Source organism: Micromonospora sp. NPDC051924 (assembly GCF_055586005.1).
The window spans coordinates 1-20,440 of record NZ_JBVJJA010000078.1; the positions used below are offsets into that span (position 1 = coordinate 1).

Here is a 20,440-nt window from a genome sequence, read left to right on the forward strand (position 1 = left end):
CGAAGTCCGCACCGATCCGGGGGGTCAGCACCATGCTCCCAGCACTCAACCCCACCCAGACGGTGTCCCGCAGCGACGGCAGGAGATCCGCCAGCCCGGACTGCCGCATCCAGTGGCACAGGTACGTCGCATCGCCGCCGGCCACGAGCATGACGTCAGCCTCCCGGACCCAGGGGACCCACCGCTCCTCGCCGATGCTGGGCAGCGCTGTCAGCTCGAGGACGCCCAGCGACTTCCAGCCCAGGTCGCACATGGGTAGCGGTGACTGACCGGTGATGAAGCGCCAGGCCGAGGCTGGCCCGCCCATGGGGTGGGCCGCCGTAGGGATGCAGAGGGCACTGGAGTCGGCGATCGGCTTGCCCAGCAGGTCGACCAGCGCATCGCGGATGCTCGGGTTCTTGACGCCCGCGGACGTGAGAAGAAGTTTCACGCTTGCCTCCTGTACGTAGCGGTCATGACGCTCTCCCCGAGAGTCGGGAGATCGGGTGCATGGGAGTACAGACTGGGCACCAAAACGAAACTCATCGCCGTTGCGACCCCTCAAGCCCCCCGCACGCACATCGGCACGACCGGACGTGTCAACCGACGCCGACCCGACCGAGCATCGTGACGTTGCGTAGCGTGCGGATCGCGGCATGTGCGGACGTTGCGCACACTCGCAGACCAGTCGAATGTTCCCAGGATCGGTTGGCGCTGGCGTGGTTACGCGTGGCCGCCTATGGTCACGGTGCCGATGGTCAACTGTGGTCTGTCTTCTAGGATTTCCCCGATACGTTCCACCTGGTCTTCGAGATCCTGGCGCTCGGCCACGGTGAGCGGGGCAAGCGGTTCGACCGTGATGTGCAGCTTGCGTCCGGTACGGCGGTAGTGCCAGATCCCGGCAACGGTGCCGTCGATGAGCAGCACCGGAAAGTTGCCGGCCTGCCCGCCGGAGAGCCCGCGTTGCGCGGCAGGTCCGGGGAAGAGCTGCTCGCGTGGGTGGCAGCCGACGGTGTAGGCGTCGAAGTATGGCAGTAGCCGTACCCCACGCGGTGGCGCGGGTGCCGGCGCGATGTCGCCGGCCAGGACCCAAGCGACCGTGCCGGCGAAGTCGACCTGTTGCAGCTCGCCCGCGAGGGAGTGGAACAACTGGGTCGCCCAACGGCGAGGCGCGGACAGCCATTGCGCGAATTGCTGCGGTGTGGCCGGCCCGTACGCGTGCAGGTAGCGCCGGACCAGGCCGGCGAGGGCGTCGGGTGCCGGGGCGGGCTGGAGTCCGGGCAGCCACCGTTGCGGGCTGGTGTACGTCACCTTCCGCCCACGGATCGGGCCGAAACACAGCGCCCCGCGGTGCGCGGCCAGATGCATCGCCTGCCGCCAGCGCGGCCACCAGCCGCCGAATGCCGGCACGACCGGGTCGGTGGCCCAGGAGCCGGTGCGGGCGGCCACCGCTGCGGTGAGTTCGTCGATGGTCAGCTCCGCGTCGGCCAGTGCTCCCGCGATGGCCGCGACGACCTCGTCGGTCTGGTCCGGGGTCAGCCGCGCGTCGGCGGTCATGCTGCTCGAAGCTGGTGGCAGTGCGCCGAGAGCGCCGGCCCACAGGGGCAGCTCACGCGCCGGCAGTAGGTGCACCGTACCGCGCGGGCCGAACGTCTTGACCAGGCTGCGTTCGCCCCACAGCGCGTTACGGACGTCGTTGCTGGTGGCAGCGGCCAACCGCAGCCCGATGGACAGCTCAGCGGCGGGGAGGACTTGAGCGTGCGCGCCGCACATGGCGGCAACGGCATCGGCTGGTCGGCCGCGTACCGGAGCGGACAGCCCGTGCCGGTCGAGCCGCCGGCCCCAGACATCGGGCCAGGACATCCGCGGCAGCACGGTGGAACGGTTTGTCATCGAGCCTGTCTCCCGCCGTTGTGGTTAGGGTGGGCGCTGCGGCGGAGGAGGTCGAAGCCGGCCGCAGCCAACCTCGACCTCCTCGGTGCCGTCAGCGGAACTGGCGGAAGAACTCCCGCACGTCGCCGACCAGGAGGTCGGGTGCTTCCATGGCGGCGAAGTGCCCGCCGCGGCTGAACTCGGCCCAGTGCACCACGTTGTGGTCGCGCTCGGCGAGGGGCCGGATGGTGAGGTCGTTGGGGAACACCGCCACCGCGGTTGGTACCGATGAGCGTGGCTGGGCCCGGCCCCAGGTGCGGGCACCCTCGTAGTAGATGCGGGCCGCGGATCCAGCTGTGCCGGTCAGCCAGTACATCGAAACGTCGGTGAGGATCAAGTCGCGGTCGATGGCGTCTTCGGGCAGGTCAGTGCTCGGGTCGGTCCATTCCTTGAACTTCTCGACGATCCACGCGAGCTGGCCGACGGGTGAATCGGTGAGCGCGTACGAGATTGTCTGCGGCCGGGTTGACTGGACGATGGCGTACCCGGTCATGTCCCGGCCCCAGGTCGTCATGAGCGCGAGGCGGGCCTGGTCGGCCTCGGTGAGGCCGACCAACTCGGCCGGATCGCCGGAGGGGAAGGTGCCCAGGTTGTTGACGTGCACGCCGATCACGTGATCGGGGTCGACGCGGCCGAGCTCGGGGGAGACGATCGACCCGGTGTCGCCGCCCTGCGCGCCATAGCGGTGATAGCCGAGGCGGCCCATCAGCTCGGCCCAGGCGCGGGCCACTCGGCTGGTGTCCCAGCCAGGGCCGGCGAGCGGGCTGGAGAAGCCGAAGCCGGGCAGTGACGGGGCCACGATGTGGAAGGCGTTGGCGGGGTCGCCGCCGTGCCGGGCGGGATCGGTCAGCGGCCCGATGATCTTCATGAACTCCACGACCGAGCCGGGCCAGCCGTGGGTGAGGATGAGCGGCAGTGCGTCCGGCTCGGGCGAACGTACGTGCAGGAAGTGCACCGTCTGCCCGTCGATGACGGTGGTGAACTGGGGAAACTCGTTCAGCCGTGCCTCGTTGGCGCGCCAGTCGTACTTGGTCTGCCAGTAGTCGGCCAGGTCTTTCAGATAGTCCAGCGGCACCCCGGACTCCCAGCTCGCGCCGGGCAACGCATCCGGCCAACGGGTGTTGGCGAGCCGGTGGCGCAGGTCGTCGAGGCGGTCCTGGGGAATCTCGATCCGGAAAGGAGTGATCTGTTCGCTCATGAGCAGCACACTATGGACGAGCTAGGACAGGTCCCGCCCTAGCTTGATGGCAAACTTTCAGGCATGCTGGAAACCTCCGCCCGGCTGCTGCGTCTGCTCTCGCTGCTGCAGACTCCCCGAGAGTGGGCCGGTACCGAGCTGGCGCAGCGCCTTGAGGTCGACGTGCGGACCGTGCGCCGCGACATCCAGAAGCTGCGCGACCTCGGCTATCCGGTGCACGCCATCCCCGGTGCGGCCGGCTACCGGCTCGGTGCCGGAACGAAGCTCCCGCCGCTGCTACTGGATGACGAGGAGGCCGTGGCCGTCGCCATCGGGCTGCGTACCGCCGCCAGCGGCACGGTCACCGGCATCGAGGAAACATCGCTACGCGCACTGGCCAAGCTCGAACAGGTACTGCCGTCGCGCGTACGGCACCGGGTCAACCTGCTACAGTCGGTCACCGTCACGGTCCCCACCGTCGGCCCCACCGTGGACCCGGACGTACTGGCCGCCGTCGCCGCCGTCTGCCGCGAGCACCAACGGCTCCGCTTCGACTACCGCAGCCACGACGGCACCGACTCGGTACGCGACACCGAGCCTCACCGGCTCGTCCACACCGGCCGGCGCTGGTACCTGGTGGGCTGGGACACCGAGCGGCGCGACTGGCGCACGTACCGGGTCGATCGGATGCGTCCCCGCATCCCGACCGGCCCTCGCTTCACACCCCGGCAGGCACCCGACGTCGACCTCGCCGGCTACCTCGCGCACGGTGTCTCCACCGCGCCCTACCGCTATCAGGCTCGGATCACCCTCTATGCGCCGGCCGAGACCGCCGCCGAACGAATCCCACCCACCGTCGGTGTCATCGAAGCGGTCGACTCGCGCACCTGCCTCCTGCACACCGGATCCAACTGCCTCGACGAAATCGCCGTCTACGTCGCGTTGTTCGGCTTCCGCTTCCAGATCCACGAACCACCCGAACTAATCACACACATCCGAGACCTCGCCACCCGACTCACCGACGCCGTCCGCTGACCGCTTCAAACAGCCCCACCGTACGGCGAGCCCCAGCGACCAGCGGCCGGCAACGTACTCAATTCGGCAGATCCGCACGCCGAGCAGCCGGGCGGCATCGTCACGGAGCGCAGCGACACTGTGAGAGGGCTCTGGCGCTTCAGAGGGCGGCGATCGAGGTGGGAGCTCGTTCTTGCCGAGCCAGCGCACGTATCACGTTCAGGGAACCGTGTCGCCAGGCTGCGAGGCTGCTCAGCAGCTTGATCGCCGCTCCGGCCGCTGTCTCCGGTATCGCTGGCGTCGGCAAGCCGAGACTGACTGCCAGGTCGTCGACGTGCACGACCAGCTCCACGACCCGGGTCAGCAGGAAGTCATCGACCTGCAGACCCCAGTCGCCGAGGTCCACGATGCGGTCCGCCGGTTGTGCCGGCACCGTGGTACGTAGTTCGGTCAACGCAGCATCGACAAGGTCCGCCAGGTCCGTGGCGGTGGTCGACGCGGCTGCCTGCTCGCTGCGGTGCCGGATGCCGATGTTGTCAGCGCTGTCAACGCCTGAGGTTACCCAGGCGTTGCCGGTGAAGTGCTCCAGCACCGAGATAGCTGATGCTCCTGGCGCTGCGGCGAGGAAGGTCACGGTGTGGGTGAGCTGGTTGGCTAGGTGACGGGCGAGGCCGCCGGTGGAGAAGTCGGGCAGCGCGCTGGGCGTGGACCATCGCTTTACCAGCATCGGTTCGCGCAACAGGGCTGCGGCGGTTTCAGCGACGTCCAGGAACGCAGTTCGGATCATCGAGTGCACGTTATGCGGGCGTGGCGTCTGTTGTCACCCATGCTCGCGTCCGTGAGGAGCGGATCCCCGGCCGGAGTGCACGCACATCGCACGTCCGCGCGCCGCCACCCGTAAACAGTCGGCCGTGCTCCGAGACGCGCGGTCCGCGGCAGCTGTGCGCACCCGCGCTCTGCCGCCGGTAGCGCGCGTCGACCGCCCGACGATGGGTCTGGCGAGTATCGATCAAGCTAGTGTGCGGGCGTGGACGCACTGCGAGAGGGTCCGCTGCACATCGCCGCCAGGGCAGGCGATGGGCAGGAGGTGGCTCGGCTGGTAGCCGCGGGCGCAGTCGTGGACGCCGGCAACTACCGTATGTATACGCCGTTGCACATCGCCGCCGGAATGGCGGCGTCCGAGGTCGTCGCGGTGCTGCTGGCCACCGGCGCGGACGCCGGGGCCCTTTCGACATTCAAGACCACACCGCTGCATGAGGTGGCCCGCGTTGGAGTTGGCGCTGCCGCCGATGCCCCACTGGAGATCATCGACAGGCTCCTCGCCGCTGACTGCCCGATCAACGCTGTGGACAGCGCCGGACGCACCGCGCTGTGGTATGCGGCGGCCACCGGTACCGCACCGTGGCCAGCCGAGCAGCGGGCCGCCCGCTGCCGCGTCCTACAGCGCCTGCTCGATCGAGGCGCTGATCCCATTATCGCAGCGCGCGGCATGCAAGGCCGGCCGATCGACGCGGCTCGGGGATTGCACCAAGCCAAGAAGTATCGGATCGAGTGGGCCCAGGGCGCGGCGCTGCTGGAAGACCACGGCCAATGAGCGCTTCGATTCTGGGTCGGTGAACTGGGTCGTCGACGGCTGCAATGCCAGGTGCTGGCCTGGTGGGACCAGGCGCCCGACGCACGCTCATCGGCACGTCCGGATGCGTGCACCCTTGAGCTGGTTACCTTGCGTGACGAGCGCTTCGCGGCAGGAGCGTGCACCCGATCTTGCGACGGGTGCCCCGTTGACCGGCAACTCAGCTCATGAGGCTGGTCTCGAACGCGGGAGCCGTCAGGGCGTCACGCGACGCGCACGGGGTCGGCGGTCTGATCGCGACTACTGAGGGGCCGGTCACTAGCATCGCTGTGATGATGGGGCGGGCCGGGCGCGAGTACGCGTACCTCATGACCGGCACCGTCCTGGCCGTTCCGGCGTTCGCGCTCGCCTTGCTGGGCGTCGCCTTCTCGGCCCTAACGGTCGTCGGTGTCGGACTGCCGTTCCTGATCGGCGTGCTATGGGCCGTCCAGCACACCTCCCGCTGGTTCCGGCGCCCGGCACGGAAGCTGCTCGGCTGGGACTGGCCCACCCCCCACCGGATCCGGGTGCGCCGGGTGCTCGTCGATCCGGCCGCCTGGAAGGCCCTGGCGTACTGCTTCCTCACCTTTCCCGTCAAGCTGCCCGGCGCGTTCCTCGGCACCTATGTCCTGCTCGCCGGGCCCGTCTTCGCGACCTATCCGGCCTGGTGGTGGATCCGCCCAGAGGCGGTGGGACCGTTCGACGCACATACCTGGGCCGGAACCTGGTGGCTGGGGACGCAGGGCGTCGCCGCTGTGCTGGTGCTGCCATGGTTTCTCCGCCTGCTCGTGACGATTGACCGGCTGCTCGCCTACGCGCTTCTGGCTCCGAGCAGGGCCGAGCTGCGCATCCGCGCACTGGAGGCCGGACGGGCCGCTCTGCAGTCCGACGCCGCCGCCTTGCTGCGCCGGGTAGAACGTGACCTACATGACGGCACCCAGGCCCGGCTGGTCGCGCTCGGGATGACGCTGTCCCGCATCGAACGGCACGTGACCGCCGACGAGGGCCGGCAGTTGCTCGGCGGCGCGCGGGTCGCGATCGCCGAGGCGTTGACCGAGTTGCGGGACATCATCCGGGGCATGCACCCGCCCGCCCTCGACGACGGCTTGGAGGCCGCGCTGGGCACCCTCGCCGGGCGCAGCGCCGTACCGGCCGAACTCACGGTGGGCCTGCCCCAGCGTCCACCGGACGCGACCGCGTCGGCGGTGTACTTCAGCACGGCGGAGTTGCTGACCAACGTCGCCCGGCACGCCGAGGCTTCCCGGGTGTGGATCGAAGTGCACGCCGGGGCGCATGAGCTGCGGCTGACCGTCCGCGACAACGGCCGGGGCGGTGCCCGGACGGACAACACGGGAACCGGCCTGAGTGGACTCGCCCGCCGCGCCTCGGCGCTGGACGGCACGCTCAGCGTGCAGAGCCCGATCGGCGGGCCGACCTCGATCACCGTTACCCTGCCCCTGCCCTGACCGGTAGGAGGAGAGCCAGATGCGCGCCGTCATCGCCGAGGACACTCCGCTGATGCGCGACGGGGTCGCCCTCCTGCTCGCCGAGCACGGCATCGAGGTGGCCGCGGCGGTCGCCGACGCCGCCCGGCTGCTCGACGCGGTCGAGCAGTACTGTCCCGACGTGGTGGTGGCGGACGTACGGATGCCACCTACCCACACCGACGAGGGACTGCGCGCCGCCCTCGCTGTTCGGGAGCGGTTTCCGCGGACGGCGGTGCTGGTGTTCAGCCAGTGGGTGGAGACCGGGTACGCCCGCCGCCTCCTGGCCGGTCCCGTCGACGGCGTCGGATACCTGTTGAAAGACCGGATCATCAGCACTGAGGAGTTCGTCGAGGCGCTGCGGCGAGTCGCCGGCGGAGGCACCGCGCTTGATCCCGAGGTAGTCCGCCAGCTGCTCGCGGCGCCGGCGGTGGACGCCGGGCTCGGCCGCTTGTCCTCCCGGGAACGAGAGATCCTCGGCCTGCTCGCCGAGGGCCGCTCCAACGCGGCCATCGCCGAACGGCTGTTCCTGGTCGAGCGCAGCGTCGAGAAGCACGTCACCGCGATCTTCACCAAACTTGACCTGCCGCTCGACCGCGCGGACCATCGCCGGGTCCTGGCCGTCCTGCGATATCTCGAGGCGCGACCACGGCAGTGACCCGGGACCGCCATGGCCGTACCGCTCAGATCTGGTGCAGCCAGGCGATAAAGAAGGCGATCGCCGGCAACGGCACCATCAGCGCCACCGACACCAGCCAGGGTGCGCGCCGACCGGCCAGGGCGGCGGTCAGTCGTTGGTGCACGGCCGCGATCCCCACCAGCGCGAGCGCCGCCACGGCAGCGATCGGAATCCCCACCGCGAAGTGCGCGAGCCAGGCACCGGCCATGGTCGGACCACCCCAGGACTGGTCGTACGGGCCACGGTCGACCAGGCCGTACAGCACACCGCGAAGCACCATCAGCAGCTCGATGCCGAGCGGTACGAGGGCCGCCGCGCCGAGCAGGATGCTCAACACGCTATGGCCGAGCACAGCCGCAGCGGTCACCCGCCGGACTGGCGGCAGGGAGGGCGCACCGAGTACGCGTTCTCCCATCCTCGACCACCAGCCGGCGGCCGTGCCGGCACGGCCGACAAGGGCCGCCGCGACGGCGACCAACGACAGGGGAAGCATCGCCAGGCAGTAGGCGGAGCCACGCCCGGCAGCAAGCAACGGCCGCCACACACGGTGAGCCGCGGACGCGACGCGGGATGACCGGGGCGGGGCTTGCGAAGCGGGTGATGTCATGTCTCAATCCTCGGCGGATCTGACCCTGGCCCCCAGCGTGCTACCCGCCCGCTCGGAGTTCGGTTACCCGTACCATCCCCGGAAGGGCCCAACACCCCTCAGCCGTCGTCTCCCGCCGAGATCGACGGCGCGAGAGACAAGGACCAGGTGAAGTTGGCCGGCCGACGGCGGACCGGCGACAGGATCAGCAGCCGAAGAGCCCCGCTTCCACGACTGGGATTGACTCGTCGACATGTCCACCCGGCACACGGCGGCTGCCGATGAAGCCCGCTATCGACCTCAACGCCACCACCGGACTGGGGCATCCGCTCATCGGCCAGATCCGCCCACACTCAGCGGCTACAGATGAGGATGGCCGCGGTACCGTCTCGCGCTGTCCGCGGCAGATCCGGTAAACGACAGAGATCGAGAACGGTTCGGGAGGCGAACACGCTGTAGTCCGTCCGCGGGGCTCGTCGCCGCGGTCCAGCAAGGTCTCGGGGCATCTTGGTCATCAGCAGGACAGGGACGTGGCAAATGTCCTTCACCCGTTGGGGTAGGTGACAACCGGCTCCGCTTCCGGATCGGAATACGCCCAATGGGCGCCCGGCTGAGCCTGACGGGTGAGGACCGCAACTGACGGCTCCGACAGCGGCCGGTAGGGCAACTCATGAAGCAAGCGGCTTGCTTCTTCGACGGGGAACCAGCGGGCCTCCTGAATCAGACCATCTGGGTCGCGGACGTGCAGGGTCGGATCCACCACGTCGACGGTGAAGTTCCACACCCGGCTGACGGTGACTGCTCCGGTCACCGCCGCCGTGCCATGAAGAACGAGGTCCGCGGTTGCGACGACCAGACCTGTCTCCTCGGCCAACTCTCGGCAGGCGCCCTCAAACGGCGTCTCGTGGTCCTCGATCCGCCCGCTCGGGATGTTCCAGTAGGGGCCGCCCCACCGTGGGTACTCCTCGTACACGAGAACGACTTTGTCGTCGTGATGTGCGAGAACGCCGGCGTACCGGGACCGACTCATGCTTGGCACGGGGGCCATTCAACCTCACCTCAGCACCGCGCACGGGCACGGGCACGGGCACGGGCACGTCACAGCTTTCACTATCTGCGGCAGAAGCGGATGCCGGAACGCGCCGACGATCGTGGCATCAAGCAACGCAGAACTCGTTGCCCTCGGGGTCGTGCATGACGACATGCCCGAGGACGTCCCCGTACCACTCTTCGCGGACCATCGTCGCGCCAGCGGCAACCAGCTCGGGCACTTTCTGCCGGATGAGTCCGGCGCGCTCTGCCATGTCCCAAGGGCCCGAACCGGCCACACGGATGTCGATATGCATACGGTTCTTGGCGGACTTGCCCTGGGGAATCATACAGGAAGAATCGGACATTTTTCCCGAAGTACATAGGGCAACCTTGACGAACCAAGAACCGAACCAGCTTCAAATTCCGGCCAACGTCAGCACGTGTTCGAAGCCGCGAAGCTGGGCAGGCGAACTCGTCATCGGTAGTACCAGGGCCGGTATGCCGGCGGCCACGGAACCGCCGTCGCCGCTGGGATGGTCGCCGACCATCAGCGTCCGATCTGGCTGTGCCGCCAGGGCGTCGAGTGCGGTGCGCCAGATCTGTACATCGGGTTTGATGAAGCCGACCTCGTAGGAAAGTACGAATGCATCGATGTAACAGTCAAGCCCGTGCCGGGCAAAGCATTTGCGAATATCCCAGCCAATGTTGCTCACCACGCCAAAGCGAATATCGCGGGCACTCAGGGCGGCGAGAGTGGATGACGTGTCCGCGTACGGCTCGAGTGCTTCGGCGTGCGTTTCGTGCAGCGCTCGCGCAAACGGCAGGTCCACCCCACGGATCTGCTGCAGGACAGCCAGAATCGCCCGGTCCCACACCTGCGGGTCCAAGTCGCGGGCAATATGAGCAGGGTCCGTAGCCGTTGTCCGCAACAACTCAGCGAAATCCGCGGCGATGCGCTGAGCGTCACCGGCGGCCACCTCCCGGCCGATCAATGCCGCGGCGCTGCCGACCCAGCGGTTAGGGTCTCTGGCGAACAGGGTCCAAGCGAAGTCGAACAGGACGGTTGTCACGGGTTTCGAAGCCACCAGGTCAACCTAGATCAGCGGGACGACTCCCGTGGGGCCATGATGCTCCTGACTGCACTCGACCGGGACGGTACGCGGGTCTGCCGCAAAGCGCGCGATGCGCAGGGGCCGTCGGTCTTGCGATGGTCGGCGATCGCACCGATGCCCACCACCCGCTGGACCTCTTCATCGCGTTCCGGTCGGTGGGCATGAGGTCAAGGCAGCGTTACCTCACGACGATCCTCGAACGCCACGACTGGGTCATCTATCGGCCGGCCGACGTGGAGACCCGCACGTCCTGGAGCACCTTCTTCGGGGCGCGGCTGATCTCCGAGTCGGGGTTCGGCGGCCGGTCAAGCGACATCGACCTCGCCGGCGTACTCACCTTTCGGGCAAGATCTCCGGATCGCTGAGCGACGCGCTCGGGATGACAGGCCGCAGGGCAACGGGGTCGCGGCTGTCGCAAGCTGGCAGTACCCGTCGGGCACACCCGGCACACGAGCTTGCCGAAGAGCGGATGTGTATGAGTTGATCGCTGCACCTCGCTACAACGTCCGTAGCTGGCGCGGGCCGGTCGTCCTGGTCAGGTCGGTGTGGGTGCGAGGAACTCGCGTGCGCCTCGTAGGCGGGTGTTCAACCGCGCTTGGGTGTTGGTGCTGTCCAACCGCACGTCGATGGGTCCGGGGAGGCCGGTGCCGGCGCGTAGCCCGGTAGGAAGGGTGGCTTGGTCGAGACCGTCCCGGCGTGCGATTAGCACGCCGAGCTCGTAGCGGCTGATGGCGTCCTTGCCGGCGACGTGGTGGATCCCGGAGTACGGCGAAGCGGCCAGTTCGAGTAGGGCGGAGGCGAGGTCGGTGACATGCACCGGGCATCGCACGTCATCGGTGAAGAGGGCACCGCTCACGGCACCGGCTGCCAGTGCGTGCACGTGTCTCTCGTGCTGGGAATCGCCGTCACCGATGATCAGCGAGGTCCGGGCGATGACGGCGGTCGGCGTTATGCCCTTGACCGCCGTCTCGGCGGCGCCTTTGGCGGCACCGTATGGTGTCGTGGGATCCGGGACGTGCGTCTCGTCGTAGCGGGCCGTTGTACCGGAGAAGACCGCATCGCTGGACACATGCACAAGGCGAGCTCCTACCACCGCCGCTGCGAGGGCGACGTGCATGCCGCCTTCGGCTGTGGTTGCCCAATCAGATTGCCGGTAGGCGGCATTGACGATCACATTAGGCCGTGCCGCGAGGACCAAGGCCTTGACGTCGTCGCAGTGGCGGATATCCAGATTCCTCCAGTCAACGTCAGCGACGGCGGGAACGCGACTGTGGAAGGTCGCCGTGACGCTATAACCGGCGCGACGAGCCTGACGGATGATTTCCAGTCCGAGAAAGCCGCTGCCACCCACCACGAGAAGATCCACCCGGTCACGGTATAGCGTTCCGTCCTTTTCGAGCTACTCGGCGGAGCGCCGGCATCACGCCACAGACGTACCCGCTTCTGCCGCGAAGTGCGTGACGCACAGGGACCGAGCGTGTTCTTGGAAGAGATCGGGCACGGCAGTGCCAGGAACGTCAGCGAACAGACCGTCATGCAGGTCGCGGCAGCCTGGAGCCTGGACCCGACCACCCTGCACCTGGTGGAGTCCAGCAACTACCGCGCGGTCGTGTCGACCAGCGTTGTTAGGGCGCGGAGCTCGGCTCGGGCTGCGTCGATCACCGTCGCGGTGGGGCGGTGCATGTCGCCGGTGTAACGCTGTGCGATCACGGTAACCGTGGGGATGGGCGTGGTCGTGCGGTGGATGCCGTCGACGGTCTCGAGGGGGCCGACGCCATTGGCTAGCAGCCACAGGTAGTCGCCGCGGTTGCTGGCGATCACGTTCAGCTCGCCCTCGGAGCCAAGGAACACGATGGGCTGGGTCTCGATCGGGGCGTCATGCACGCGGATCCAGAAGGCGGCCAGACCGCCAGAACCGTCTTGCCCGAAGACTCGGAACGGTGCGGTGCTGGCGGTCGGGTTGCCGGTCCAGGATTGCCACCACTCAAGCGTTTCGACGGACCACATGAACTCGTCGTACGGCTCGAAGTCGTGACCGTCATGGTCGGCGGAGAAGCCTTCAGCGTGGGCTGCGGCCAGCGCGGCCGGCAGCGTATGGTCCTCGTCCTGCACCAAGAAAGTCTATGAGTCCCTTCACACCGCGTCGGATGGGACTCCCTCGCGTAGCGACGCATTACCGGGGGTTGCGACCAGCGCGGTCAGCGGCAGAGGAGTGCTCCCTGCGCAGTCAGGAACTGCTATCACGGCAGGCCCATGAGGGCATAGCGACCGACTCACGCCTAAGGGACGTCTCGTAACCCCGGTGTCTGTCCGTTGAGGACGATCCTTGAGGATGCCTGGGTGCAGGTGATCTCCGCAGCGCGCTCCGAGTGGATCTTCCCGTTTACGGGACTGCAGCCGGCCCAGTTCCGCAGGCTGGTCCGCCTGGTCGCCGAGCGTGGCGGCGACAGCATCGCTGACGGCCGGCCCGGTCGGCAGTGGGCTCTCGACCTGCCGGATCGGGTGCTGCTGGTGGCGGCGTACTGGCGAACCAACCTGACCATGCGTCAGATCGGCCCGCTGTTCGGGGTGTCGCACTCGGCCGCGCACCGGGTCATCGACACCCTCGGACCGCTGCTGGCCCTGGCGCCCGTTCGCCGGCGGCCGGTCGACCAGATCGCCATTGTCGACGGCACGCTCATCCCCACCCGGGACCATCGCCTCGCGGCGCCAAGCAAGAACTACCGCTACTCGACCAACCTACAGGTCGCCATCGATGCGAGCACCCGCCTGGTCATCGCCGTCGGCGACCCGCAGCCCGGCAACCGCAACGACACGATCGTCTACTGCACCAGCGGGATCGACCAGAAGCTGGCAGGACGGCCGGTCATGGCCGACGGCGGCTACCGCGGCAACCCGGAGGTGATCATCCCGTACCGCAAGAACCGCGACGGCAGTCCGCTCCGGACTGGAAGGAAGACCTGAATGCCCAGCACCGCACCGTCCGCGCGCAGGTCGAACACGCCCTGGCCAGGATGAAGTGCTGGAAGATACTGCGGGACTACCGGCGCGCCGCCCGCACATTGACCGACACCGCCTCCGGCATCGCCCACCTGCACAACATCGCCCTGGCGCGGTGAGCACCAACCCGGTCACGGGCAACGCCTTCACCGAGTTGCGAGACATCCCTTAGCATGCTCATCGTGCTCGAACTGTCGGACGACCTATTGCAGCTGGAGCCCGGTCGGATCGTCTACCTTTCACCGCTGCGGTCAGGCCCAGCTGCCGGTACCTGGGCGATCACCGTACCGCTCGCGCCGTTCTCCGCAGCCGACCGTTTCGACCCCGCGACCTTCCGCCCCGGCACTGACGGACCCGAGATCATCAGGACGGCCATCCGCGGCGACATCATTGATCTACCCGGCAACGACCTGTCTGCACTGACCAACCGAACTTTCGACTTCCCGATCAACCCGCACGTTGGCTACATCGATGCAAGCATCTACCTGGGCGGGGGACACAATCCGGTCGACATCACCTGGATGGAGTTCGGTGAGGCCCATTCGCTGAACATCGACGTTGTACTGCACGCCGCGTTCGACTTCACCGAGGAAGGCGTCGAGATCGCGAACAGGTCAGCGGTCTTGCACGCCAACCTCCAGTTCGAGCAGCTCGACTGATCCCGACCGAAGACCGGTAGGCCAACGTACTCAACTCGGCAGTTCAGGATGCCCGATCGTCGCGAAGCGCCGACCACCCGCAGTGAGGGGCGACGGGCGGCTGACGCGCACGGCCGGCGGCAGAACAGTAAGCGGGGTCGACGCACAGCCACACGGTGGGAGCGCGTGCCGGCTGCCCGGGCCGACCGCAGGAGGAGCGGGCCGGGGACCGCAACAGATGCCACGGCGGGAAGCGGTGGACAGGCGCGCGGCGACAGGCAACCATCACGCGGGTGAAACCGAAAAGGCTGCTCATTAGCTCGCTCGTCCTCGTGGCAGGCAGCGTCCGGCTCATCTGGACCAGCGACGTGGCCGTCGGCATAGCCGGTGTGGTCTTCTTCGGGTTTGGTGTCGTACTGGCAGCCAGGCGGCTGCTCCGACCGCAATGGGCGGTAGTTCCGGAGGACTATCCCGTCACCTGGTTCTCGTTTGACCCGGATCTCGTTCTCACCGAGTTCGAAACTGCGTTCCTGGACAAGTTGACCCGCCGTGCCCGGGCCTGGCCGGCCGCTGGAACCGACAGCTACGCCATGCGCGACGAGGACGACTCCGATCTCGTCTTGTCGGTTTGGCTGTGTCCGGACAGCGTCTGGATCCTCGGCGTCGGCGTGCATCTCAACGGTGACATGGTGCGCGGGGACAAGCTGCACCACGCGCTCTACGACCTTGAGGAGCCGCCCACCACCCTGGCTATGAGCGCGACGGGCCGGCTCGATGAGCTGGTCGACCGGGTCAGTGAGTGGTTCGAGACGATCCTGCACCGCCCGGTCGAGCGGCTGGAGTGGTGGCACGACGGCGCGCCGTACGCGGTGCGGTACCAGCTGGCCGATACCGCCGAAGGGCTATCCGAGGCCTACGTCAAGGAGTGGGCGCCGCCTGGACAGCACGATCGGCTGATCGCCGAGGGGAGCTTCCGCGGCCGGCATTGGATTCGTACCGCGGGCATCGGCACGCCCGACCGGACCGTGCTGGTCCGGGCCGACGGCGAGGCAATTTCAGCACCTCGCCTGCCGCGCTTGTTCTTTTACGAGTGTCCGCTTGAACGGCTATGACCGGCGCTCAGCCAACCTGGGGCGCACGAGAAGGAGACAGCGGCCGCTGACCGGACGACGCTGGTGCGTCCGCACACTGAGCTGTGAAAGGCACAGATCATCGGGTATAGGAGGTTACCCCCGGCCAACCGTGAGCGGCCCCTGCTTTCGAAACGTGCTCAATTCGGCATGTCCGGATGTCTGGCTCGATGACTTCCAGGCTCCGCGATCAAGTGGGCCTACCGAGGACGGGCGGATCGACGGACGCAGTGGGTACGCCGCGACGGGCCGGCGGGGCGGCGATACGACGAAGCGCTGCGATCTGATTGATCCAACTGCTCAGTCGAGTGATCTTGACGACGTCGCCGGTCTTCGGGGCGTGGATGACCAGTCCGTCGCCGAGGTACATGCCGACGTGGCGCGGGTTGGTCATGGTGCCTTGGCTGCCGGGGATGAGGATGAGGTCGCCAGGGAGCAAGAGCGCCGGGTTGGCGACCGGCCTTCCGGCGTTGACCTGTTCGGTCGTGATGCGGGGAATAACGATGCCGGCCGCTCGGTATGCCGCCTGGGTGAGGGACGAGCAGTCGCATTGCTTGTCGGGGTCGCCGGAGTGCGGGTCGATGCACGATCCGCCGAAGCGGTACGGGGTGCCGAGCTGGTCGACGGCCCAGAAGATGGCCGTGGCGACGGCGGGCGGGGTGTTGGCGGGAAGCACGAACCCGTCCGGGAGAGCGGCGGGCGTATCGGTGGCGCACCCAGCAAGGGTGCTGGTCAGCTGCTCCACCAGGTGCAAGGCATCGTCGGTCCACTTGGCGTACGCGTCGGGGAAGGCGGAGATCTGGGCCGCCTGGGCGGCCTGGGTGAGGGGCATCGTCTCCCAGTCGGGAATGGTCAGGAGCTTGTCGAAGAATTTGCCCGCCTGGTAGGCGGGCTCGGACAGTTGCGCGACGCTGCCCCAGCCCCGGCTTGGTCGCTGCTGGAACACGCCGATGGAATCGTGGTCGTTGCTGTCGCCGAGGTGGGGCAGGTTGCGCAGGCCGGATTCCTGCATGGCGGTGGCGACCGCGATGACCCAGCCCCAGCGGGGTACACCTTTGGCGGCGCCGACGTCGATGATGGTCGCGGCGATCTCCAGTTGTTCGGTGTCCCAGCTGTCGATGGGGGCCGGTCGCTCGGAGGGGTGCACGGCGGGCAGGGCGACGATGCCGCATCCGCCGGAGCCGCCGCCCATGACGGCCGACAGCAGCAGCATGGGCAGTCCGAAGCAGGCCACGATGACGACGGTGACAACTCCGATGACGATCTTGAGCAAATTGTTGCCCTTCCGTTGAAAACGAAAGAGGCCGGTCTCCGCGCGGATGCGCGGCCGGCGGCGGGCCAAGGGGCGGCGGCATGGGTGGCCGCCGCCCCGGTGGCGTAAACGTGGGTGGTCAGACTTTGAGCAGGTCGAAGGCGGCCACCTTCAGGTCGCCGACGTTGCCGGTGAGCACCCGGTTGGCGCGGGCGATCTCGTTCTTGGCGGGCTGGTAGTGGTCGAGGTACTCGGTGATGGCCTGGTATCCGGCCCACCGGCTGCCGGTAATGGCTTTCTGGGTGTCGGCCTCGCGGATCAGGTACTTGAGGGTGCCGAGGCGCTGCTTGGCGTTGTTGCGGGTCTGCTCGGACGCGTTGTCCTTGACCGGCCACACCTGCGCCACCACCGATTCGAACTCCCGCATCGTCAGCTCGGTCTGCAGCATCCGCTCCGCCGCCTTCTCGAACGTCTCCATGTAGGCCCACATCAGGCCCAGGGCCTCACGGGTCTGGCTGATCTGCGAGTTGACGTTGGAGGTGTGCCGGAACGTGTAGTGCCCGACCGAGTTGGCGAATGCGGCGCGTTGGGTGTTGGCGCACACTACACGTATGGGGCTGGCGTCCACCCGCAGGGCGGCGGTGCCGTCGTGGGAGGTGGTGCCGATCAGGTAGAGGTCCAGGCGGTCCACCCCGGCGATCTCCATCGCCGTGGGCAGCTTCATGGTCACGAACACGCTCTTGCCGCGGCGCAGACTGCCGGCGGTCTCGAAGTGGGCGCCGCCCACCTCATCCACGAGGCGGTCCAGCATCTCCGCGCACTGCTCGTTCTGCACCACCGTGTAGTCGGTGCCGACGATCCCCAGGTACTCGGTGGCGCCGGTCACGGGGTTGCGGCGGACCGTCATCCGCTTGTCCTCGGCAGGGATCTGCACCTCAACCCCGTCGACGACGTCGATGCCGACGGTGGGGATGGTGCGCACGCCCCAGTCGCCGAGTCGGGCGGCGGCCATGATCTCCTCGGCGCGCATGGTGTCCTGGGTGACGGTGCCGAGTTGGTGCCAGGCCGACAGGCGGGCGCTGGCGAAGGCGGTTGTTCCGTCCGCGAACGTCTCCAGTTCGTGCGGCACAGGTTGCTCCTCTCAATGTGCCGCGGGGGCCGAGCGAACGGCTCGGCCCCCGCGATGGGACAGGGGTTGGTGGGTCAGGGTCGCTCGGCGGCGTCGGCCTGCGCCGGGTGCGCGAAGGTCAGCGGCGTGTCCGAGACCAAGAGGATGCGGCCGGCCGCGGCGGCCTTCGTGCAGTTGTTGCGCACCGCCCCGGAGCTGACTGTGCGGCCGAGTTGTCCGCCAATGGCGGTGGCGATGTCCTGCGGAGTCATCGCCTTGCCGCGGTTGGCGGCAAGTACGTCGAGGGTGAGCTTCTCCAGCTCGCCCCGGCCGAACGGTTGGCTGCCGTCGGCGTTGACGGTCACGTCGCCGCGCCGGCCCACGCTGCCTGCGGCGCCCGGCGTTCGGGGGACCGGCCGGGTGGGCAGAGCGACGACGTGGGTCTCGCCGTCTGGGCCGACGACGGGCAGCGTGCCGTCCGGCCGGATCAGCGGCAGTACCGCTGCCGTGGCGCTCGGCGTGTTCGATACGCCGCGGATGACCTGAGCGCAGAGCGGGCAGCGGGGCGGTTCCGGGTTCGGGTCGACGTCGCTGGCCTTGGTCGGACCCGGGATCCACCGCTCGGGCAGGTCGGGCCGCCGTCGGGCGGCGTCGGCCTGCTCCATTACGGTGAGCAGGCGGGCGGCGGTGACGTGACCGATGCCGCTCTCGGTCACGATCACGTCGAGGGTTGCGCCGTCGTCGCCGTGGTCGGCCAGTACGCCTTTGATGGCCATGACCTTGCGGTCACCGGGGCGCGTCGGCTGCACAACGGCGGCTGTCCGACCGTCGCCGTCCGCGTCGTCGTCTGAGGCCCTGTCGCTGGCGTCATCTCGGTCGGTCTCGGTTTCTTCGTCGGTCTCCTCGTCTGCGCCGTCGCCGTCGATGTCGTTGCCCGGGTGGTCGGCCGGTTCGGTGTCGCCGGTGTCCGGGTCGCCGGCCGCGTTGTCGGGGTCCGGGTCGGCGAGCTGCTCGGTCTCGTCCGCGCCGGCCGTGTGTCCCTCGCCGCGGTCGGCGACATCGTCGGGTACGGCGTCGGTGGTCGGGGTCGCGAGGGTCCACTGGGTCGGCGTGCCCTCCGCGGAGTCGGCCTCGGTTTCCACCGCGACGATCAACCCGGCGTCGGCCAGCGTCTTGATCGCCTTGTCGGTGGTCGAGCGGGCCTTGCCCGCCTTGTCGGCCAGTTCGTGGACGTTGCCCTGACCGAGATCCGTCAGGGCATCGAGGACGGCCTGCGTGGCAGGTGTCAGGGACAGGTTTTCCATCGGGTTCCTCCTTGGGAACGTGGGGTTGGGGGATGCCCGGCACGGTGTTGTGCCGAGCGGTGGTGCGCCGGGTCGCGGGGCAGCGGTCAGCGCGGCAGGCGCGAACAGCGGTGCGGCTGCCGTGCGGCGTGCTGCTGGATTGCGGCCCGGTGGTCTCGGGCTGTGTGATGCGGCCGAAAGGGGGAGTGGCCGGTCGGTGGGCTCGGCGGCCGCCGACTGCGGGATGTGGAGCCCGCCTTCGGCAGGGTGGCGGTAGATCCGGTGCCAGCCCTGGGACAGGCGCAGCTGTCCGGCGCCGACCTTCAGGTCAGCGTCGGGGTTGACGACGCGTACGCGGCTGGTCCGCCCGGCGACCTGCTGCTTGCAGCGGAAGTCGGTGTGGCCGGGACGACGAGGAGCGTGCCCGGGTTGCCATAGCGCCGCCGCTGGCAGCCCGGGGACGGGGCGCGTCGCCGGGATGGGGCGGCGGCGTGCTGGTTTGAGGGCGCGGCCGGTTGGCAGGGCGACCGGGTCACCGATCGCGTTGCGGTGCAGTGTGTGGGTCCGCTATCTGGCGAGGTGGGCGAGTTCGGCCGGGGTGAGCTGGCCGGGGATGCGGCTGTTCCAGGCGTCGGAGTGGCGCAGGTGCCACCAGCGCAGCAGCGACCGGCAGGCCGAGGCGAGCTCGTCACACACCGGCAGCGGGTACGCCATGCCGGCCTCGATATGCAGATGTTGCGGGTCGGTGTACGCGGTCGGCGCCCACCCCTGGTCGGTCTCGGTGACCTCGCCGACGACCCGATCCGGGTAGGGGATGCCAAAGGCGGTGGCGGCCTCCGCGTCGGGCACCACCAGCCAGGTGCACGGGTCCTTGAGCCGCAGCGTCGCCACGCCACGTGCCGGGTCGCTGCGCTGCAGGAGCAGGTGCCGCTGGTTGCCGTCGCCGATGGGCCGGTGGTTGCGCCAGGCGCGGTAGGCGGTGACGAGTCCGGCCCCGAGGACGGTGTGCCGTTCGCGGGCGGTGAGCGCGTCGGTGAGGGTTTGGTGGTAGCCGGCCATGTGCAGGTCGGCTCGGGCGGCCAGTCCTTGCCGGGCCGTGTCGGCGAGCACACCTACGCGGGTGAGGGCCTGGTCGAGGCCGGTGGTGCTGTCGGTGAAGTCGCGGGCGGTCTTGTGCAGGACGCGGGCGAGGTCGCCGATCGGGTCGAGGGTGGCGGTGTCGTGGCGCCACAGGTGCTCGGGAAGGACGTCGTTGGTGTCGGCGGCGATGCGCCGAAGCGCCGGATCGGTCAGGAACATTCGGGAGTCTCCTTTGTGGGTCTCGGGGTTGCGGGCATGCCGAGGGGGGGGGGGGGGGGGGGGGGGGGGGGGAGGGGTGGGGGGGTGGGGGGGGGGGGGGGGGGGGGGGGGGGGGGGGGGAGG

General features: G+C 68.7%; 21 protein-coding genes and 1 pseudogene. 8 read left to right on the top strand and 14 right to left on the bottom strand.

The features are described from left to right. The 3 genes from ACZ6S5_RS33225 to ACZ6S5_RS33235 all read right to left on the bottom strand — a co-directional run. Positions 1-430 (bottom strand): Type 1 glutamine amidotransferase-like domain-containing protein (locus ACZ6S5_RS33225; RefSeq protein ID WP_466006242.1); only part of this gene is annotated, 430 nt, incomplete at its 3' end. A gap of 272 nt (positions 431-702) precedes the next feature. Next, a complete protein-coding gene (locus ACZ6S5_RS33230; RefSeq protein ID WP_466006243.1) occupies positions 703-1,872 on the bottom strand; it encodes a winged helix DNA-binding domain-containing protein in 1,170 nt (389 codons plus the stop codon). Between the two features lie 91 nt (positions 1,873-1,963). After that, on the bottom strand, positions 1,964-3,097 hold the full coding sequence (locus ACZ6S5_RS33235) for an epoxide hydrolase family protein (RefSeq protein WP_466006263.1): 1,134 nt from the start codon (positions 3,095-3,097) through the stop codon (positions 1,964-1,966). A 75-nt stretch (positions 3,098-3,172) separates the two neighbouring features. Between ACZ6S5_RS33235 and ACZ6S5_RS33240 the strand changes: the two genes are divergently transcribed. Continuing rightward, positions 3,173-4,123 (top strand): helix-turn-helix transcriptional regulator, encoded by a 951-nt coding sequence (locus tag ACZ6S5_RS33240; RefSeq protein WP_466006244.1) that lies wholly within the window; start codon positions 3,173-3,175, stop codon positions 4,121-4,123. A 139-nt stretch (positions 4,124-4,262) separates the two neighbouring features. Here ACZ6S5_RS33240 and ACZ6S5_RS33245 read toward each other — a convergent pair whose 3' ends face one another. Continuing rightward, positions 4,263-4,889 (bottom strand): maleylpyruvate isomerase N-terminal domain-containing protein, encoded by a 627-nt coding sequence (locus ACZ6S5_RS33245; RefSeq protein ID WP_466006245.1) that lies wholly within the window; start codon positions 4,887-4,889, stop codon positions 4,263-4,265. A 240-nt stretch (positions 4,890-5,129) separates the two neighbouring features. Between ACZ6S5_RS33245 and ACZ6S5_RS33250 the strand changes: the two genes are divergently transcribed. The 3 genes from ACZ6S5_RS33250 to ACZ6S5_RS33260 all read left to right on the top strand — a co-directional run bounded on the left by ACZ6S5_RS33250 (position 5,130) and on the right by ACZ6S5_RS33260 (position 7,856). Next, the gene (locus tag ACZ6S5_RS33250; RefSeq protein WP_466006246.1) at positions 5,130-5,696 is read left to right on the top strand and encodes an ankyrin repeat domain-containing protein; all 567 of its coding nucleotides are present in this window, start codon (positions 5,130-5,132) and stop codon (positions 5,694-5,696) included. 311 nt (positions 5,697-6,007) lie between these two features. Then, positions 6,008-7,180, top strand: coding sequence for a sensor histidine kinase (locus tag ACZ6S5_RS33255; protein ID WP_466006247.1), 1,173 nt, complete (start codon positions 6,008-6,010; stop codon positions 7,178-7,180). 19 nt (positions 7,181-7,199) lie between these two features. Further along, positions 7,200-7,856 (top strand): response regulator transcription factor, encoded by a 657-nt coding sequence (locus ACZ6S5_RS33260; RefSeq protein ID WP_466006248.1) that lies wholly within the window; start codon positions 7,200-7,202, stop codon positions 7,854-7,856. A gap of 25 nt (positions 7,857-7,881) precedes the next feature. Here the strand turns inward: ACZ6S5_RS33260 and ACZ6S5_RS33265 are convergent, their stop codons facing one another. The 4 genes from ACZ6S5_RS33265 to ACZ6S5_RS33280 all read right to left on the bottom strand — a co-directional run bounded on the left by ACZ6S5_RS33265 (position 7,882) and on the right by ACZ6S5_RS33280 (position 10,580). Next, complete coding sequence (locus ACZ6S5_RS33265; protein ID WP_466006249.1) at positions 7,882-8,244, bottom strand: hypothetical protein; 363 nt, start codon at positions 8,242-8,244, stop codon at positions 7,882-7,884. Between the two features lie 763 nt (positions 8,245-9,007). Continuing rightward, the gene (locus ACZ6S5_RS33270; RefSeq protein ID WP_189194690.1) at positions 9,008-9,511 is read right to left on the bottom strand and encodes an NUDIX hydrolase; all 504 of its coding nucleotides are present in this window, start codon (positions 9,509-9,511) and stop codon (positions 9,008-9,010) included. A gap of 109 nt (positions 9,512-9,620) precedes the next feature. Further along, a complete protein-coding gene (locus ACZ6S5_RS33275) occupies positions 9,621-9,842 on the bottom strand; it encodes a VOC family protein (RefSeq protein ID WP_466006250.1) in 222 nt (73 codons plus the stop codon). A gap of 69 nt (positions 9,843-9,911) precedes the next feature. Further along, positions 9,912-10,580 (bottom strand): HAD family hydrolase, encoded by a 669-nt coding sequence (locus ACZ6S5_RS33280; RefSeq protein ID WP_466006251.1) that lies wholly within the window; start codon positions 10,578-10,580, stop codon positions 9,912-9,914. A 122-nt stretch (positions 10,581-10,702) separates the two neighbouring features. On the opposite strand from ACZ6S5_RS33280, the gene ACZ6S5_RS33285 reads away from it, so the two are divergent. Next, entirely contained in the window at positions 10,703-10,972 is a 270-nt protein-coding gene (locus ACZ6S5_RS33285) for a TetR/AcrR family transcriptional regulator C-terminal domain-containing protein (protein ID WP_466006253.1), read from the top strand. Between the two features lie 170 nt (positions 10,973-11,142). Here ACZ6S5_RS33285 and ACZ6S5_RS33290 read toward each other — a convergent pair whose 3' ends face one another. Both ACZ6S5_RS33290 and ACZ6S5_RS33295 read right to left on the bottom strand, forming a co-directional pair. Continuing rightward, positions 11,143-11,973, bottom strand: a complete 831-nt coding sequence (locus ACZ6S5_RS33290) for an SDR family oxidoreductase (RefSeq protein ID WP_466006255.1) — start codon at positions 11,971-11,973, stop codon at positions 11,143-11,145. 230 nt (positions 11,974-12,203) lie between these two features. Continuing rightward, positions 12,204-12,719, bottom strand: a complete 516-nt coding sequence (locus tag ACZ6S5_RS33295; RefSeq protein WP_466006256.1) for an SMI1/KNR4 family protein — start codon at positions 12,717-12,719, stop codon at positions 12,204-12,206. A 228-nt stretch (positions 12,720-12,947) separates the two neighbouring features. Here ACZ6S5_RS33295 and ACZ6S5_RS33300 point away from each other — a divergent pair. From ACZ6S5_RS33300 to ACZ6S5_RS33310, 3 genes and pseudogenes are all read left to right on the top strand, one after another. Beyond that, positions 12,948-13,726, top strand: a pseudogene (locus tag ACZ6S5_RS33300) (transposase family protein). 63 nt (positions 13,727-13,789) lie between these two features. Next, positions 13,790-14,266, top strand: a complete 477-nt coding sequence (locus tag ACZ6S5_RS33305) for a hypothetical protein (RefSeq protein ID WP_466006257.1) — start codon at positions 13,790-13,792, stop codon at positions 14,264-14,266. A gap of 272 nt (positions 14,267-14,538) precedes the next feature. After that, entirely contained in the window at positions 14,539-15,357 is an 819-nt protein-coding gene (locus ACZ6S5_RS33310) for a hypothetical protein (RefSeq protein ID WP_466006258.1), read from the top strand. Between the two features lie 208 nt (positions 15,358-15,565). Here ACZ6S5_RS33310 and ACZ6S5_RS33315 read toward each other — a convergent pair whose 3' ends face one another. From ACZ6S5_RS33315 to ACZ6S5_RS33330, 4 genes are all read right to left on the bottom strand, one after another. Further along, a complete protein-coding gene (locus ACZ6S5_RS33315) occupies positions 15,566-16,648 on the bottom strand; it encodes a C40 family peptidase (RefSeq protein ID WP_466006259.1) in 1,083 nt (360 codons plus the stop codon). Positions 16,649-16,766: 118 nt separating this feature from the next. After that, positions 16,767-17,756: a DUF932 domain-containing protein gene (locus tag ACZ6S5_RS33320; RefSeq protein WP_466006260.1), complete on the bottom strand. Its 990-nt coding sequence runs from the start codon at positions 17,754-17,756 to the stop codon at positions 16,767-16,769. A 74-nt stretch (positions 17,757-17,830) separates the two neighbouring features. Beyond that, entirely contained in the window at positions 17,831-19,039 is a 1,209-nt protein-coding gene (locus tag ACZ6S5_RS33325) for a helix-turn-helix domain-containing protein (protein WP_466006261.1), read from the bottom strand. Between the two features lie 546 nt (positions 19,040-19,585). Next, positions 19,586-20,317, bottom strand: a complete 732-nt coding sequence (locus ACZ6S5_RS33330; protein ID WP_466006262.1) for a hypothetical protein — start codon at positions 20,315-20,317, stop codon at positions 19,586-19,588. Positions 20,318-20,440: the final 123 nt, after the last annotated feature.